The following is a 15,615-nucleotide window of genomic DNA, read 5'->3' on the forward strand; positions in this document are numbered from 1 at the left end:
GTTTAATTAACAGTAAATTCTAATAACTATTGTACTATAAATTGTTCAATAAATGACAAATTTCAACAAAAAAAAGATATAATCACTTACTAAAGAAGAGATTTAGCAATGTTTTACTATTTATAATACTTATTTTGTTTCCTTTTCGACTTTTAATAACCTATATAATAACGATGCAATTACTAATAATTATTGCGATTATCTTCAGTAAATTTATATTAATAATTGAATTGCTCTCTTACTCCCTAATACTCCTCAACACACTTTACTAACCTTGCCCAACTAAAAATACCGATTATAAACCAAAATTATCACAGCATACGATAACAAGTCCGGCTAATTGCTGCAGTTAAATCTCAAGATAAAATAAAAAAGCCATGAACCCAATAAGGGTTTATGGCTTTTTATTATTATTCCCACTCAATTGTTGCAGGTGGCTTACTAGTTACATCATAAACTATACGGTTTACGTGTTTAACTTCATTTACTATACGAGTTGAGATTTTTTGTAGTACATCCCAATCAATACGTGCCCAGTCAGCAGTCATTCCATCGATAGACGTAACTGCACGAATACCTACAGTGTAATCATACGTACGTTCGTCACCCATTACACCAACACTACGGATGTCAGGTAATACTGTGAAATATTGCCAAATTTCTTTATCTAAACCAGCTAAAGCAATTTCTTCACGTAAAATTGCATCTGATTCACGAACGATTTCAAGTTTTTGATCAGTAATTTCACCTAATACGCGAATTCCTAGACCTGGTCCTGGGAATGGTTGTCTCCAAACGATTGCATCTGGAATTCCTAGTTCAGTTCCAACTGCACGTACTTCGTCTTTAAATAATGTATTTAAAGGCTCGATTAACGTGAATTGCATGTCTTCAGGTAATCCACCAACATTATGATGTGATTTGATTGTTTGAGCTGTAGCCGTACCGCTCTCGATAATATCTGTATATAGAGTTCCTTGAGCTAAGAAATCCATACCTTCTAATTTAGCTGCTTCATCATCAAACACATAGATGAATTCATTACCGATAATTTTACGTTTTTCTTCTGGATCAGAAACGCCAGCAAGTTTACCTAAGAAGCGCTCTCTAGCATCTACTTTAATTACGTTCATGTGGAAGCCTTCACTAAACGTCTTCATAACGCCTTCAGCTTCATCTTTACGTAATAAACCATGGTCAACGAAGATACATGTTAATTGATCACCAATTGCTTTGTGAATTAATACTGCTACTACTGAAGAATCAACACCACCACTAAGTGCACAAAGTACTTTTTTGTCACCAACAGTATTACGAATATTTTCAAGTTGAACTTCAATGTAGTTTTTCATTGACCAGTTTGCTTCACATTCACAAATATTGAATACGAAATTCTTTAATAGATCATTTCCATATTCAGAATGACGAACTTCTGGGTGGAATTGTACACCATACATTTTTTTAGCTTCGTTACTCATTGCTGCGATTGGGCAAGAAGCACTAGTTGCATCTACAATGAATCCTTCTGGTTGTTGGGTTACTTTATCACCATGGCTCATCCAAACTACGTGGTCTGAAGGAAGGTCTTTTAATAAGGCAGACGGATTTTGAATATTTAATTCAGCTTTACCGTATTCACGTTGGTCAGCTCTAGCTACCGTTCCACCGAAATGTTGCGTCATTAACTGCATTCCGTAACAAATACCTAAGATTGGAATTTCTAAATCAAAAATTGCTTCATCACAGAAAAAAGCATTTTCACCATATACGCTATTTGGTCCACCAGAGAAAACGATCCCTTTAGCACCCATTTGCTTAATTTCCTCTGCAGTGATTGTATGAGGACGTAATTCACTATAAACGCCAAACTCACGGATACGGCGTGCTATAAGTTGGTTATATTGACTTCCAAAATCTAGTACTACAATTGTGTCATGTTGTTGCAAAACGGTCACCCCATCTATATATATTGAATTAACGTATCAGTTAAACTGATACTATTTTTCCCAAAAAAAATAAAAAAAGCCGACTTTCTCCTCTTTTTACATACGAAAAATACGCATAAGAAGGCAGAAAATCAGACTTAAATTAAACAAAGTCAGACTGCCTTCATAGTCAGGGCATGTTACGGCGCCCCGGTAGAGACTCTCGACCCGTATTGTCGAGGATATATGAAGAATAATGACGAATATTGTATTATTGTCTCATTCTAACAATGTATATTTTTTCGGTCAAGGTATTTCAATACATAAAAAAAATAAATTTTTGTGGAAACGTTACAACTTGTCATGAATAAGATTATAGTGTATCTTTTAACTAACGAACGGTAGGTAGTTTACCGGAACAAAATCATTTATTTAGTCTGCTATAAAGGGGAGATTTTTTATGAGTTGGATTTACTTAGTTATAGCGGGAGTTTCCGAAATTGCTTGGGCATTTGGACTAAAATACTCAGAAAGTTTTACAAATTTGTTACCAACAATTTTAACGATAGCTGGAATCTTGTTCAGCTTTTATTTATTTTCAAAAGCAATAAGAGATATTCCAATAGGTACTGCCTACGCAGTTTTTACAGGAATCGGTGCCGCTGGGACAGTTATTATAGGAATGTTATTTTTAAATGAATCAGCATCTATATTAAAAGTTATTCTGGTAATTACATTATTATCTGGAATTATTGGCTTAAAATTAACTTCAGGTGATAAAAAAGCAGAAAAGGGAGATGCAGCTTAAAATGGCTTGGTTATTTTTATTTATTGCAGGTTTGGGTGAAGTTGGCTTTGTCATTTTTATGAAGCTATCTAATAATTTTAAAAAACTTAACTATTCCATTTTGTGTATTCTATCTGGATGGACTAGTTTTTACTTATTATCAAAAGCCTTAAAGGTTATACCCGTCGGAACAGGTTATACAATCTGGACTGGTATAGGTGCCGCTGGTTCTGTTTTGATTGGCATGTTGTTCTTTAATGAATCACGTGAACGGAAGAGACTATTATTTATCACCTTAGTAATTGGTTCTGTTATTGGTTTAAAAATCATCTCACCTCATTAAATAAATCCCTATTTGAAAAAGAAATAGGGATTTTTCTTTGGGATTATGTGATATTGTCTTTTAAAACAGCTTGCCCCAAGTGTTTTTTCCAACAATTCCATCGACAACTAGTCCATTACTTGCTTGAAATTTTTTAACTGCATTTTCAGTAACTGGTCCAAAAATTCCATCTGCCGTTATTTTAAGTTTTTGTTGAACTTTTTTGACAGATTCCCCTCTTGATCCTTCTTTTAAAATACCAGGGTATGGAACTGAATCTGTTTGAGTTACCGGGGGATTTAAGATCGCATCAACTTGTGCTTTAAACTCGTTAAATCGATCGGGGTTGTCTATAAAGGTTTTTGGACATGGCTTATGTGTTATGTCATAATGTCTTACAATGTCATTTGCATTTAATTTAAACATCTTACACAATTCTGCAGTTACTCTGATCGTACGTGTTAATGTATATTGTGAAATCGTACCATCCTTTTCGACACACATTTCAACACCGATTGAAAGCTTATTTGCGTTCGGAGCGAGTTCATCCACCCCTCTATATACACCACCATTACTATTTCTTTCATAATGATCATTTGCATGATAAGCTACTTCATCAAGCGGAATAATACAAATTGCCTCTTTCGAATCAACAAAAATATGAGCAGATGCATATGTTTTATTTTTTATCGCTATACCGTTAAAATACCTTTGGTGACTTTGTGCACTTGCCCCCGGATTGGCTGTCCAATGCAGCACAATTTTTCTAACTTCTTTCAATTTTATTGACGGCCTCGTATACTTGTTCATCGAAATAAAATCATTTCTCCAAGTTGCCACAATTAGCACTCCTTTTCAATATTGGCATGTCCGAATACTTGGACATGTATACTAATACAGTATTCTGAAAGATAAAATTCGTTACATATAAAAAAGAGAGTATTAGATACTCTCCAGAAAGTTCCTTTTACTTAAACTAATTACTTTTTTAGCGGTTTAACATAAATTGCTTGTGATGAATTAACAGATATACATCCATCCAAATCCTTCTCTTTTAACAATCCCAAATTAATTGCAGACTTAATTTTATCTCCATCTGGTTTTCTTACTATTTGTATTAAATCAGACAGGTTTAGTTCTTCTAATTTATGAATTGTCTTCTCCTCATTAAATTTCTCTTTTTTTCTTATGATTCGTTCAAGTTTTAAATTATTAATAATTAGTTCACCTTTTTCATTCATTCCAACTTGATGATCAAAGTATCCATGAAAAATCTTTTGTAATTCTTCTAACTGATTTTCAATATCTTTCTTTTTTTGACTCAAATCATAGTACTCGTTCAACATCGGTTCCGTAATTTTGAAATTATTTTTCCTCACCATTTCATAACACCACTTTTCATAAGAAGATAATTAATCTTATTGTGAAATTAGACGAGTTATGACTTGAAATACATTTGAAATAAAAGTACATTAACTAGTGGAAGACTAAAAATAGAGTGAATTATTGCTATATAAGAAAACAAAAATTTTATGTTATTTATATATATCAAATGAAAAAGAAAGGAATCTTGATTATGTTGAAAAGCAACAATCATGATAGCGAAATGAAAAATGTTTATTGAGCCAATGCTATTACAAAATGCTGATAAACCATTTGACTCTGATCAACATTATTTTGAATTAAAATCAAATGGTGTTCGAATGATGCTTGAAAGGCAAAATGGGAAGAATAAACTTTTTAATCGAAATGGAACCGAGATTACGGAGAGAATCCCTGAACTCGAAAATATCGACTTAGATGATTGTTACTTAGACGGTGTTTTAGTTTGTTATAATGACGGCAGAGAGGATTTTGAAGCGGCAACCAATCGAGTAAGATTTATTCAAGAATACAAAATAATACAAGGAAGCAAACAATTTCCATTAACATATATCGTTTTTGATATTTTACGTCTCAAAAATAAAAACTTAATGAAAGAACCTTTATCTTATCGAAAAAAAATCCTTTCAGAAACCCTAGTTGATCAAGAATCAATTAAAAAAAGTTTTTATATCGAGTCAGAAGGTGAGACGTTTTTTGAGCAAATTAAAACTCTTGGACTTGAAGGTATAGTAGCTAAATCAAAAGATTCCACTTATATACCTGCACATCGATCACTAAATTGGTTAAAGATTATTAACTGGAGATTTAATAATTACTATATAACAGGCTATAAAAAACAAGGAATGGGATTATTAATCTCGGAATTAAAAAATGGTGAGTATGTAAATGTAGGGATAGTAGAGTTTGGAATGAATACTGGCCAAAAAACAGCTTTCTTTAGTCTAACTAAGCATATAAAAACTGGAGAAGACAAAAATTATATTTATGTAGAACCGCTAGTTCGATGTGTAATAAAAAATAGAGGTCAATTAAATAGCGGAGAATTAATTGAACCAATATTCCATGACTTTATCGTTTAAAAAATAACTTTTTTAGAGTAATGATCTACTCCCCTTTTATGTAGAAAGTTAGTAGCTTTTTACTTATGTGAAGGGGTTTTCTTATTTTCTATCTAAATATAAGCCATAATATGATCAACCAAAATGGTATAGAAAATAAAAGACCAAAAAGGCATCCTCTATATAAACCAAAATTCATCTAAATCATCCTTAAAAAGTTATTTAATATAACCGTAATAAAAGCATCAAAGGTTTTCTGCTTTTATCAAATTTACTATACATATTTAAACGATATATAGTCAATAAAGCCTAAGTCTTATTTAATTCAATTTCTTCAATCTAATACCAGTTAGTTATTCTCATTATCGACTACTCCAAAAGTAAATAATCGAAACATAAAAATAATAAAACTATAAAAGTCCCAGGTTTTTACTTTATTTCACTATATTTGCTAGCAATATTACTGTGAAATGAAGTCTAATACGGTCTTTTATAAAGATTTGTAATAAAACTCTTATATGCCACCTTTTAGGATGATTCTTATAACTGCCATAAAATTGCTCCAATAATTAAACGTACAGTCCAACTAGTATTACTTATATTCTCTCAATTTTTTGTTCAACCTTTACAATAGTACTCTCTGCCACTCCCAAAAGTGCTTTAATTTCTGCTATTTTTTCCTGTAATTCTTTAATTTCGTCTATCCATATCCCCTCATTTCTTTATAGCTTGTCCTTCTCTTAATATATTCAGAAAATATTAAATTTGTTAATAGAAAAAAGTATGAAAGAAATACTAATTTTTCATGTTAAAACCGAGTTGATTTCTTTGGTGAAAAAGAACAACAACCAATATTTTTAGATCTCGCAATTATATGCGAAAAAAAACCCTTGATTGCTCAAGGGTTTTTTCTTTATTACATCATGCCGCCCATGCCCATGCCGCCCATATCAGGCATTGCTGGAGCATTTTTCTCAGGGATGTCAGCTACTACTGCTTCAGTTGTTAAGAACATAGCAGAAACAGATGCTGCGTTTTGAAGTGCAGAACGTGTAACTTTAGTTGGGTCAACGATCCCTTCTTCGATCATGTTTACCCATTGTCCGTTAGCTGCATTGAAACCAACGCCAACTTCCGCACTTTTTAATTTCTCAATAATTACTGATCCTTCTAGACCAGCATTTGTAGCGATTTGACGAACTGGAGCTTCAAGTGCACGTAATACGATGTTGATACCTGTTGCTACGTCACCTTCTGCTTCGATTGCAGCTACTTTATTATATACGCTCATTAATGCAGTACCACCACCAGCTACAATACCTTCTTCAACTGCAGCACGTGTAGAGTTTAATGCATCTTCAATACGTAATTTACGCTCTTTTAATTCAGTTTCAGTTGCAGCACCAACTTTGATTACTGCTACACCACCAGCTAATTTAGCTAAACGCTCTTGTAATTTTTCGCGATCAAATTCAGAAGTAGTTTCTTCTAATTGAGCACGGATTACGCCGATACGTCTTTGGATTGCTTCAGTTTCACCAGCACCCTCAACGATTGTAGTGTTTTCTTTTGTTACTACAACTTTTGAAGCACGACCCAATTGAGTGATGTTAGTTGTTTTAAGATCTAATCCTAATTCTTCTGTAATCACTTCACCGCCAGTTAAGATCGCGATATCTTCTAACATTGCTTTACGACGGTCACCGAAGCCAGGAGCTTTAACAGTAACTGCATTGAACGTACCACGTAATTTATTTACGATGATCGTTGCTTGTGCTTCACCTTCAACATCCTCAGCAATGATTAATAGTGGCTTACCTTGTTGAACAACTTGCTCAAGTACTGGTAAGATTTCTTGAATGTTTGTTACTTTTTTATCTGTGATTAAAATATATGGATTTTCTAATTCAGCAACCATTTTCTCTGAATTTGTAACCATGTAAGGAGAAGAGTATCCACGGTCAAATTGCATACCTTCTACTACTTCTAACTCAGTTGTGAAACCTTTTGATTCTTCAAGAGTAATAACTCCATCGTTACCAACGCGCTCCATTGCTTCAGCAATTAATTGTCCAACTTCTGGATCCGCTGAAGAAATTGCAGCAACTTGTGCGATTGACTCTTTACCTTCAATTGGTTTTGAGATAGTTTTTAATTCCTCGATTGCTACAGCAACTGCTTTTTCGATCCCTTTACGGATACCCATTGGGTTTGCACCAGCAGTTACGTTTTTAAGACCTTCACGAATCATAGCTTGAGCTAAAACTGTCGCAGTTGTTGTACCGTCCCCAGCAACATCATTTGTTTTGCTAGCAACTTCTGCAACTAATTTTGCACCCATATTTTCAAATGCATCTTCTAATTCGATCTCTTTTGCGATTGTAACACCATCATTTGTAATTAATGGAGAACCGAATTTTTTCTCAAGAACTACGTTACGTCCTTTTGGTCCTAAAGTTACTTTAACAGCATCAGCTAAAGCGTCTACACCACGTAACATTGCGCGACGTGCTTCTTCACCAAATCTAATGTCCTTTGCCATGAAAATGACCTCCTTATAATATAAAAAATTTATTTTTTAATTTAAGTATTTTTATTTTATTAACCTATGATTGCAAGTATATCGTTTTCGCGAAGTACTAAGTATTCAGTGCCACCGTACTTAACTTCTGTTCCTGAATATTTAGAGAAGATAATGCGGTCACCTACAGATACTTCTAAAGCTACGCGCTCACCATTTTCAAGTACTCGGCCAGTACCTACTGCAACAACTTTGCCTTCTTGTGGCTTTTCTTGTGCACTACCTGGTAACACGATACCACTAGCAGTTTTTTCTTCAGACTCAACAAGCTCAATTACAACACGATCACCTAATGGCTTTAACATGTGTAATACCTCCTCAATAATCAAATCATTATTTTTTAGCACTCATGTATATTGAGTGCTAACACAATTATTAGTTTAAATAATATCAAAAAATTTTGCAAGCCCGAAGCAGGCACTTTTCTTGTCGAAATTTAATAAGTTTTTTTCTTTACAATCAAAAGTAAAATAAAAAGTGAAAATTTCTTTTAAGAAACAAAAGAAACGAGTAAAATAATGTACGTGTTGTTATAAACCTTTGGGTTCTGAAAAATATCAACACAAAGGAGCTATCGTATTGAAAACTAGAGATTTATGGATTTTATTAACGTATGTCGTTCTTCAATATTCAGCGGTATTTGGGGTGCCCTATTTATTAAATAGTAACTTATACGTTGGAGTGGATCAGAAAACAGCTTCTCTTGAAGCGGTGGCATTATGGGGTTGTATTAGTTTCGTTAGTGGATTAATTATTATACTTATCTTATTACATAAACCCATTTATGAAGGAATAAAGAATCTAAAAACTAATTTTCGTACAATAATAAATTGGGTTATTTTAGGTTATTTCATAACAATGTTAACTCAAATCATTTGTAATTTAATTTTAATTTATGTATTTGATTTACATAAGGGCTCAGAAAATACTCAAAATATCATAAACATCGCTAAGCTTAACCCGGCTTTTATTATCATCCCAAGTCTAGTTGCACCAATTTTAGAAGAGATTATTTTTCGTCGAATTATTTTTAAAAGGCTTTATAATCGTTTACCATTTATTATTTCTGCTGGGATTAGTTCAGCGATCTTTTCGCTTATGCACGGAGACATGCCCTTCTTTTTATCATACTTTTTAATCGGTTTTGTATTTTGTTATCTGTATAAACGAACAAACTCAATTATGGTACCAATCTTAACACATATGTTAATGAACTCTTTTGTCGTTTTTCAGCAGATCAATTTACATTAAAACCAAAAACCCCCAATTTTTTTGGGGGTTTTTATTTTGATATGAATTTATTGTTGTAAAAAATATGCCAATGTTTGCAGTTCAACTGCTAAGTCTATATGATGAATGCGAATATGTTCTGGTACACTAATTCGTGCAGGTGTGAAATTTAAGATTCCTCTAATATTTTTTCCATTTAATCGATCAGCTATTGATTGTGCTACAGGTGCAGGAACAGTTAAAATAACGATTTGGATATCTTCATTCATAACTTCCTCTAGATTATCTAGATTATAAACGGGTACTCCACCTATTTCAGTACCAATTTTATTTGGATCAATATCAAATGCCATCTCAATTTTTGTATTATTATTTTTTATAAAATTATAGTGTAAGAATGCTGTTCCTAAATTACCAACACCAATTAATGCAACTTTCATAACTTCATGCTGGTTAAGCGCTTTCGAGAAAAAAGTTAATAAATAATTTACGTTATAGCCATAACCTTTTTTACCGAGTGCTCCAAAATATGAAAAATCTCTTCTAATTGTAGCGGAATCTACCTTTACTGCTTCACTTAACTCTGCTGAAGAAACTCTTTGTTTACCTGATAAAGACAAATTCTTTATAAAACGGTAATATAAAGGTAGACGTTTAGCAGTAGCTTGTGGAATTTTAATTTGTTCCGAATCCATTTTTTAATCCCCCACTTACTGTAATTCTTTTTACTATGGTGTGTAATTTGACTTTATTTTAGTAATAAAGTACTTGTTCTAATGTAAAATATACACTATATTTAAGAATTTTGACAGTCTACAGTTACATACATAAAAAATTTTGCAATGAGGTGTTATCCATGATTCTTTTACAAGTAAATAATGTCTCAAAGTATTTTGGTAGTGACATTATACTTTCAAATATAAAATTAGAAGTTCAAACGAGTGATCGAGTTGCCATAGTTGGACGTAATGGTGCGGGAAAATCTACATTATTGAAAATCATAGCAGGCGAAATATCCTATGATGGCGGTGAAATAAATAAACCTAAAGACGTTACTGTAGGCTACCTAGCCCAAAACTCTGGTTTACAAAGCGATAAAACGATTTGGGAAGAATATTATTCTGTATTTAATCATTTAGTAGAGATGCAGGACAATATGAGAAAATTAGAAGTTAAAATGACTAGAGAGGATGTCTACTCAAATCAAGCCGTTTATGACAAGGTTATGAATGAATATGATCATCTTCAATATACTTTCAAAGAAAACGGTGGTTACCAGTTTGAAGCAGATATTCGTTCAATAATTAGTGGTTTAGGTTTTAGTAATGAAGATTACGAAACAAAAATTTCTTCGTTAAGCGGTGGACAAAAGACGAGACTGGCATTAGGTAAGCTATTATTGACAAAGCCTGATTTGTTAATCCTGGATGAGCCTACGAACCATTTAGATATTGACACTCTAAGTTGGTTGGAGCGCTACTTACAGTCATACCCTGGTGCTGTATTAATCGTTTCCCACGATCGATATTTCCTTGATCAAGTTGTTAATATTGTTTATGAAATATCTAATCATAAGCATCAACGATTTGTTGGTAATTATAGTAAGTACCTTGATCTAAAAGCAGCTCAATATGAACAAGAGTTAAAACAGTTCGAAAAGCAACAAGAGGAAATCTCTAAACTTGAAGATTTTGTGCAGCGTAATATTGCGCGTGCTTCAACTACCAAAAGAGCTCAAAGTCGTAGGAAACAATTAGATCGTATGGTTCGATTAGACAGGCCACTTGGAGACGAATCTTCGGCTAATTTTTCATTTACAATTGAAAAACAAAGCGGTAATGATGTGTTGTCTGTACAAGATTTATTTATTGGCTATGATCGTATCCCAACAATTGATGAGCCGATGAGATTCGTACTGAATCGAGGCGATAGTGTTGCTTTAGTCGGTCCAAATGGTGTTGGTAAATCGACATTACTTAAAACGATTATAGGAGATTTAGAAAAATTACAGGGAACGATTGATTTTGGTGCAAACGTTTCGGTTGGATATTATGATCAAGAGCAAGCAAAACTAACTTCTAATAAAAGAGTATTAGACGAACTTTGGGATGATTATCCATTAAAGCCCGAACAAGAAATTCGAACAATATTAGGGAACTTTTTATTTTCTGGAGATGACGTGACAAAGATTGTTACCTCTTTAAGTGGTGGAGAAAAAGCAAGATTAGCTTTGGCTAAGCTTATGATGAAAAAAGCTAATTTCCTAATTCTTGATGAGCCTACTAACCACTTAGATTTAGATAGTAAAGAAGTGTTAGAAAATGCTTTATTAGACTACCCTGGAACGATTTTATTTGTTTCTCATGATCGTTACTTTATGAACAGATTATCCACAAAAACTTTTGAACTAGCAAAAGCAGGATTATCAATTTATTTGGGTGATTATGACTATTACCAATTTAAGAAAAACGAAGCATTTGAAAAAGAACAAGCAGAAAAAGAGGCTACATTAGCACAGGTTAAACAATCCTCTCAACCAATTTCTGATTATCAACAAGACAAAGAATTGAAGAAAAAACTACGTCAAACTCAGCGCCGAATAGAGGAAATTGAAAGTAATATATCGCAATTTGAGCTTGATATAGAGACGATCGAACTAGAATTATGTAAGCCAGAAGTTTATGGTGATTTTCAATTAGTACAAGAATTAACAAATAAGAAAAATGAGATCGAAGCTAAGTTAATAGACCTAATGGAAGAATGGGAGAACTTACAAGATTAATGACTAAACGGATAAGCTTTTTGCTATCCGTTTTTCTTATCTACATATTTATCCACATATATTCAATCATCATTTAGCTTTTACACAGGTTTATACACATTATCCACAGAAAAACAGTAATGTTATACACAATTTTGTACACATAGTTTAATAAGTTTTTAACAAATAAAAAGTACTTATCCACATTTTATTAAAAAATTGTGAATAAGTACTTCTTACATATTCTCTAAATCCAAACCTGGATTCCCGTTTAATGCCAAATTACCTAGTTTTCCTTGTTTTAAACGGATAAATGCAGCAGCACCAATCATCGCAGCATTATCTGTACAAAGTGATAGTGGTGGTATAACTAATTCTATATTACTCAAAGCATTCATCTCTTCTTGTAATGTAGCTCTCAATCCTTTATTAGCTGCCACTCCTCCGGCTAATAAAACTTGTTTTACATTATATTCTTTTGCAGCTTGAATTGTTTTTGAAACAATTACTTCAATTACGCTCTCTTGGAAGCTTGCTGCGACATCCGCAGGTGATACTTCCTCGCCTCTTTGCTCGGCATTATGCATATAATTAATAACTGCTGACTTTAATCCACTAAAACTAAAATCATAGCTACCCTCTTCTAACCAAGCTCTAGGAAAAGGAATAGTCGCATTACCTTCTTGTGCTAGACGATCAATGTGAGGACCACCTGGATAAGGTAATTTAAGTGTTCTAGCGACCTTATCATAAGCTTCTCCTGCTGCATCATCCCTTGTTTCACCTATTACCTCAAAAATGCCATCTTCCTTCATGTAGACAAGCTCCGTATGTCCACCAGAAACTACTAATGCTAATAGTGGATATTGCAGGGGCTGTACAAGTTGATTAGCATAAATATGACCCGCAATGTGGTGTACTCCTATAAGCGGTAATCCATGTGCAAATGCAATTGCTTTTGCCGCATTGACCCCAATTAGTAACGCTCCAACCAGTCCTGGACCTTCTGTAACTGCAACGGCAGCTAGATCTTCATATTCTACCTGTGCCTGCTTCATTGCTTCTTCGATTACTAAAGTTATTTGTTCAACATGTAATCGTGATGCAACTTCAGGTACAACTCCACCAAAACGTTTGTGGATATCTATCTGAGTAGCTACTACATTACTTAAAATTTCATTTCCGTTTTTAACAACTGCTGCTGAAGTTTCATCACAGCTTGTCTCTATAGCAAGAATTAAACAATTTTCATTTATCATTTCAAATTCACCCACATAACTAATGCATCCTCAAAATTATCTGTATAATAGCTTTTTCGAATACCACCATCTTGGAAGCCCAGCTTTCGATATAGTCCCATTGCTACATGATTCGATACCCTAACTTCTAATGTTAATGTATCTGCTCCAAGATTTTTAGCAGTTTCCATTACCGCACAAAGTAACTTTTCGCCAAGACCTACTCCTCTATAATCTGGCAAAATAGCTATATTTGTAATATGTCCCTCGTCAATGACCACCCATAATCCACAATAACCTATTATTTTCTCATCAACTTCAGCCACTATATAATTGGCAAATTGATTCGAATACAACTCATTATAAAAAGCATCATATGTCCATGGTGTAGGGAATGATTGTTTTTCAATTTCTACTATTTGATCTAAATCTTCTTCTTTCATTTTACGAAAAGCAACCGATGAGATCATAATATCCTCCTACTTTTCTTGGCTTGCTAGCCAATTAGCTTCTGCTTCTGATAATCTTAAATATTCTGGTGCAAAATTATGAACTGATTCTTCTTTTTCTTCTAAGCTACATGTAAACAGTTCACTTGGTCTCTGGTTATTCATACTTTCTTTTGCAAAGACAGCTTTATCTTTTAAATGCTCAATAATAAATTCTTTATGAATTGATACATCATTACCAATAAATAAGATTTGTTCATTATAAGATTGAAGCTTTTCAATCCATATACTTCGGTCAATATTGCAGTCTTCTAATACCTCATTAGTAACCTGCCCTCTAAAATCATAAAGACCAGTAAATAATAAGTTGCGTCTTGCATCAAATAATGGGCAAACTAATCCATTAAAATATCGCCCGTTAGCAGCCAATACCTTCAAACTTGATACTCCGATTATTGGGATATTTAAAGTGAAAGCTAATGATTTAGCCACAGTGACACCAATGCGTACACCTGTATAAGAGCCTGGACCTTTTGCAACTACTATTTTAGATAGTTCCTTTGGTTTTATATTGCATTCTTCCATTAAAGTACTAATTGCTGGCATTAATCGTACAGAATGGTTTTTATTAATAAATGTTATCGTTTCTCCAATAACAGATTGATCTTTTATTAGACTAATCCCCATAACATTTGTAGATGTATCAATTGCTAAAACGGTCATTTTTTATTAACTCCTTACAAATAAATTCATACCTAGATCCACTTGGAATAAAAGTAATCATTCTACCATTTTCTTCATGAGTTATTATGATTTTTAAGAATTCATTTGGTAAGTAATCTGAAATTAAATGAGCCCATTCTACAACACAAACACCTTCACCCATAAAATACTCATCAAAGCCTAAATCTTCACTACTACCTTCTAAACGATAAACATCCATATGATATAGAGGAATTCTACCTTTATATTCTTTAATAATATTAAAAGTTGGGCTATTAACCGTTCTTTTTACATCAAGACCTTTAGCAAATCCTTTTGTAAAAGTGGTCTTTCCAGCACCAAGGTCTCCTTCTAATAATATTACATCTTTTTGTTGCACTAGTTGTCCGAGAAAAAATGCAATTTCTTGAGTTTCTTCCTCAGTATTTGTATGTAAAACAATTTCCAATTACTTCACCACCAAAATTCTAACTCGTCTATTTCTAACTTTGCCATATTATATCATTTCAAAACATTAAGCGAATGTCAAACAGTAATATTCTTTTGAATAGTTTAAATTAATTATTGAAATTTACATTAGGTTGTTTTCTTTTCTTTTGTTACTTATCCCGCTTTTTGCATGCCGTAAACAGTGTCTTCTAGTCGCATAGGCTCCTTGTAACCTCTACCTAAGCTTCCAAATTAAGTTTGAGTTAGGCAGTCTTTGCTTGTGTCAGATTCTGTTTTAAACAGTTATCGTTATAAGTAATAATCTTACAAATAAGGTCTAATTATATATTACACATTTCCAATATAATAAAAAAAACGAAACAATTTTTTGTTTCGTTTTAAGAATCGTATGTATGGCGGTCCCGACCGGGATCGAACCGGCGATCTCCTGCGTGACAGGCAGGCATGTTAACCGCTACACCACGGGACCATTTTGGTTGCGGGGACAGGATTTGAACCTGCGACCTTCGGGTTATGAGCCCGACGAGCTACCAGACTGCTCCACCCCGCGATAATGAGAAAACAATTTAATTTAAAACCATGAAGTTTAACCTGTTAAGACCATCCCAATCTCAGGATGTTAATACAAGTAGCGGCTCGATTGGTATGCTGAAGTAATTACTTCGAAGCATATTCGTTCGTGCTCCACCCCGCGATAATGTGGAA

The 15,615-nt window shown here is 33.4% G+C and carries 15 protein-coding genes, 2 tRNA genes and 1 riboswitch; of the genes, 5 read left to right on the top strand and 12 right to left on the bottom strand.

Annotation, left to right across the window (positions count from 1 at the left end; genetic code table 11):
• Window positions 1–410: 410 nt before the first annotated feature.
• The gene (gene guaA / locus V5E38_RS19815) at window positions 411–1,946 is read right to left on the bottom strand and encodes a glutamine-hydrolyzing GMP synthase (RefSeq protein WP_499211259.1); all 1,536 of its coding nucleotides are present in this window, start codon (window positions 1,944–1,946) and stop codon (window positions 411–413) included.
• A 146-nt stretch (window positions 1,947–2,092) separates the two neighbouring features.
• Window positions 2,093–2,195: riboswitch (purine riboswitch) on the bottom strand.
• A 190-nt stretch (window positions 2,196–2,385) separates the two neighbouring features.
• Here guaA and V5E38_RS19820 point away from each other — a divergent pair.
• Together V5E38_RS19820 and V5E38_RS19825 are read left to right on the top strand one after the other, a co-directional pair.
• Window positions 2,386–2,733: a DMT family transporter gene (locus V5E38_RS19820; RefSeq protein ID WP_499211260.1), complete on the top strand. Its 348-nt coding sequence runs from the start codon at window positions 2,386–2,388 to the stop codon at window positions 2,731–2,733.
• 1 nt (window position 2,734) lies between these two features.
• Window positions 2,735–3,055, top strand: coding sequence for a DMT family transporter (locus tag V5E38_RS19825; RefSeq protein ID WP_499211261.1), 321 nt, complete (start codon window positions 2,735–2,737; stop codon window positions 3,053–3,055).
• A gap of 60 nt (window positions 3,056–3,115) precedes the next feature.
• Here V5E38_RS19825 and V5E38_RS19830 read toward each other — a convergent pair whose 3' ends face one another.
• Both V5E38_RS19830 and V5E38_RS19835 read right to left on the bottom strand, forming a co-directional pair.
• On the bottom strand, window positions 3,116–3,874 hold the full coding sequence (locus V5E38_RS19830; RefSeq protein WP_499211262.1) for a peptidoglycan recognition protein family protein: 759 nt from the start codon (window positions 3,872–3,874) through the stop codon (window positions 3,116–3,118).
• Between the two features lie 140 nt (window positions 3,875–4,014).
• Entirely contained in the window at window positions 4,015–4,416 is a 402-nt protein-coding gene (locus tag V5E38_RS19835; protein WP_499211263.1) for a hypothetical protein, read from the bottom strand.
• Between the two features lie 231 nt (window positions 4,417–4,647).
• Between V5E38_RS19835 and V5E38_RS19840 the strand changes: the two genes are divergently transcribed.
• Window positions 4,648–5,499 carry an ATP-dependent DNA ligase gene (locus V5E38_RS19840; RefSeq protein ID WP_499211264.1) on the top strand — a complete coding sequence of 284 codons (852 nt, stop codon included), beginning with the start codon at window positions 4,648–4,650 and terminating at the stop codon, window positions 5,497–5,499.
• Between the two features lie 895 nt (window positions 5,500–6,394).
• Here V5E38_RS19840 and groL read toward each other — a convergent pair.
• Together groL and groES are read right to left on the bottom strand one after the other, a co-directional pair.
• Window positions 6,395–8,020, bottom strand: a complete 1,626-nt coding sequence (gene groL / locus V5E38_RS19845; protein ID WP_069033993.1) for a chaperonin GroEL — start codon at window positions 8,018–8,020, stop codon at window positions 6,395–6,397.
• A 59-nt stretch (window positions 8,021–8,079) separates the two neighbouring features.
• Entirely contained in the window at window positions 8,080–8,364 is a 285-nt protein-coding gene (groES, locus tag V5E38_RS19850; protein WP_025672094.1) for a co-chaperone GroES, read from the bottom strand.
• 274 nt (window positions 8,365–8,638) lie between these two features.
• Here groES and V5E38_RS19855 point away from each other — a divergent pair, with 274 nt between their 5' ends.
• Window positions 8,639–9,310: a CPBP family intramembrane glutamic endopeptidase gene (locus V5E38_RS19855; RefSeq protein WP_499211265.1), complete on the top strand. Its 672-nt coding sequence runs from the start codon at window positions 8,639–8,641 to the stop codon at window positions 9,308–9,310.
• 47 nt (window positions 9,311–9,357) lie between these two features.
• Here the strand turns inward: V5E38_RS19855 and V5E38_RS19860 are convergent, their stop codons facing one another.
• Entirely contained in the window at window positions 9,358–9,984 is a 627-nt protein-coding gene (locus V5E38_RS19860) for a redox-sensing transcriptional repressor Rex (RefSeq protein WP_025672092.1), read from the bottom strand.
• A 161-nt stretch (window positions 9,985–10,145) separates the two neighbouring features.
• Here V5E38_RS19860 and V5E38_RS19865 point away from each other — a divergent pair, with 161 nt between their 5' ends.
• Window positions 10,146–12,071 (top strand): ABC-F family ATP-binding cassette domain-containing protein, encoded by a 1,926-nt coding sequence (locus V5E38_RS19865; protein ID WP_499211266.1) that lies wholly within the window; start codon window positions 10,146–10,148, stop codon window positions 12,069–12,071.
• A 215-nt stretch (window positions 12,072–12,286) separates the two neighbouring features.
• On the opposite strand, the gene tsaD is transcribed toward V5E38_RS19865, so the two are convergent.
• From tsaD to V5E38_RS19895, 6 genes are all read right to left on the bottom strand, one after another.
• Window positions 12,287–13,309, bottom strand: a complete 1,023-nt coding sequence (gene tsaD, locus V5E38_RS19870) for a tRNA (adenosine(37)-N6)-threonylcarbamoyltransferase complex transferase subunit TsaD (protein ID WP_420488318.1) — start codon at window positions 13,307–13,309, stop codon at window positions 12,287–12,289.
• A complete protein-coding gene (rimI, locus tag V5E38_RS19875) occupies window positions 13,306–13,758 on the bottom strand; it encodes a GNAT family protein (RefSeq protein WP_499211267.1) in 453 nt (150 codons plus the stop codon). The genes tsaD and rimI overlap by 4 nt, the downstream gene beginning before the upstream one ends.
• A 9-nt stretch (window positions 13,759–13,767) precedes the next feature.
• The gene (tsaB, locus tag V5E38_RS19880) at window positions 13,768–14,460 is read right to left on the bottom strand and encodes a tRNA threonylcarbamoyladenosine biosynthesis protein TsaB (protein ID WP_499211268.1); all 693 of its coding nucleotides are present in this window, start codon (window positions 14,458–14,460) and stop codon (window positions 13,768–13,770) included.
• Window positions 14,441–14,908: a tRNA (adenosine(37)-N6)-threonylcarbamoyltransferase complex ATPase subunit type 1 TsaE gene (tsaE, locus tag V5E38_RS19885; RefSeq protein WP_499211269.1), complete on the bottom strand. Its 468-nt coding sequence runs from the start codon at window positions 14,906–14,908 to the stop codon at window positions 14,441–14,443. Before tsaE ends, tsaB begins: the two co-directional genes overlap by 20 nt.
• Window positions 14,909–15,303: 395 nt before the next feature.
• A tRNA-Asp gene (locus V5E38_RS19890) sits at window positions 15,304–15,379 on the bottom strand.
• Between the two features lie 4 nt (window positions 15,380–15,383).
• A tRNA-Met gene (locus V5E38_RS19895) sits at window positions 15,384–15,460 on the bottom strand.
• Between the last annotated feature and the right edge of the window lie 155 nt (window positions 15,461–15,615).

The organism is Rossellomorea sp. GAMAL-10_SWC (genome assembly GCF_049568075.1).
In the GTDB taxonomy this organism is placed as follows: domain Bacteria; phylum Bacillota; class Bacilli; order Bacillales; family Bacillaceae_G; genus Gottfriedia.

Bases quoted from the DNA above. Each gene is read 5' to 3' on its own strand.
- tsaD (WP_420488318.1), bottom strand. From the start codon at position 13,309: ATGATAAATGAAAATTGTTTAATTCTTGCTATAGAGACAAGCTGTGAT.
- V5E38_RS19860 (WP_025672092.1), bottom strand. From the start codon at position 9,984: ATGGATTCGGAACAAATTAAAATTCCACAAGCTACTGCTAAACGTCTA.
- V5E38_RS19865 (WP_499211266.1), top strand. From the start codon at position 10,146: ATGATTCTTTTACAAGTAAATAATGTCTCAAAGTATTTTGGTAGTGAC.
- V5E38_RS19835 (WP_499211263.1), bottom strand. From the start codon at position 4,416: ATGGTGAGGAAAAATAATTTCAAAATTACGGAACCGATGTTGAACGAG.
- tsaB (WP_499211268.1), bottom strand. From the start codon at position 14,460: ATGACCGTTTTAGCAATTGATACATCTACAAATGTTATGGGGATTAGT.
- groL (WP_069033993.1), bottom strand. From the start codon at position 8,020: ATGGCAAAGGACATTAGATTTGGTGAAGAAGCACGTCGCGCAATGTTA.
- V5E38_RS19825 (WP_499211261.1), top strand. From the start codon at position 2,735: ATGGCTTGGTTATTTTTATTTATTGCAGGTTTGGGTGAAGTTGGCTTT.
- groES (WP_025672094.1), bottom strand. From the start codon at position 8,364: ATGTTAAAGCCATTAGGTGATCGTGTTGTAATTGAGCTTGTTGAGTCT.
- V5E38_RS19820 (WP_499211260.1), top strand. From the start codon at position 2,386: ATGAGTTGGATTTACTTAGTTATAGCGGGAGTTTCCGAAATTGCTTGG.
- rimI (WP_499211267.1), bottom strand. From the start codon at position 13,758: ATGATCTCATCGGTTGCTTTTCGTAAAATGAAAGAAGAAGATTTAGAT.
- V5E38_RS19840 (WP_499211264.1), top strand. From the start codon at position 4,648: ATGTTTATTGAGCCAATGCTATTACAAAATGCTGATAAACCATTTGAC.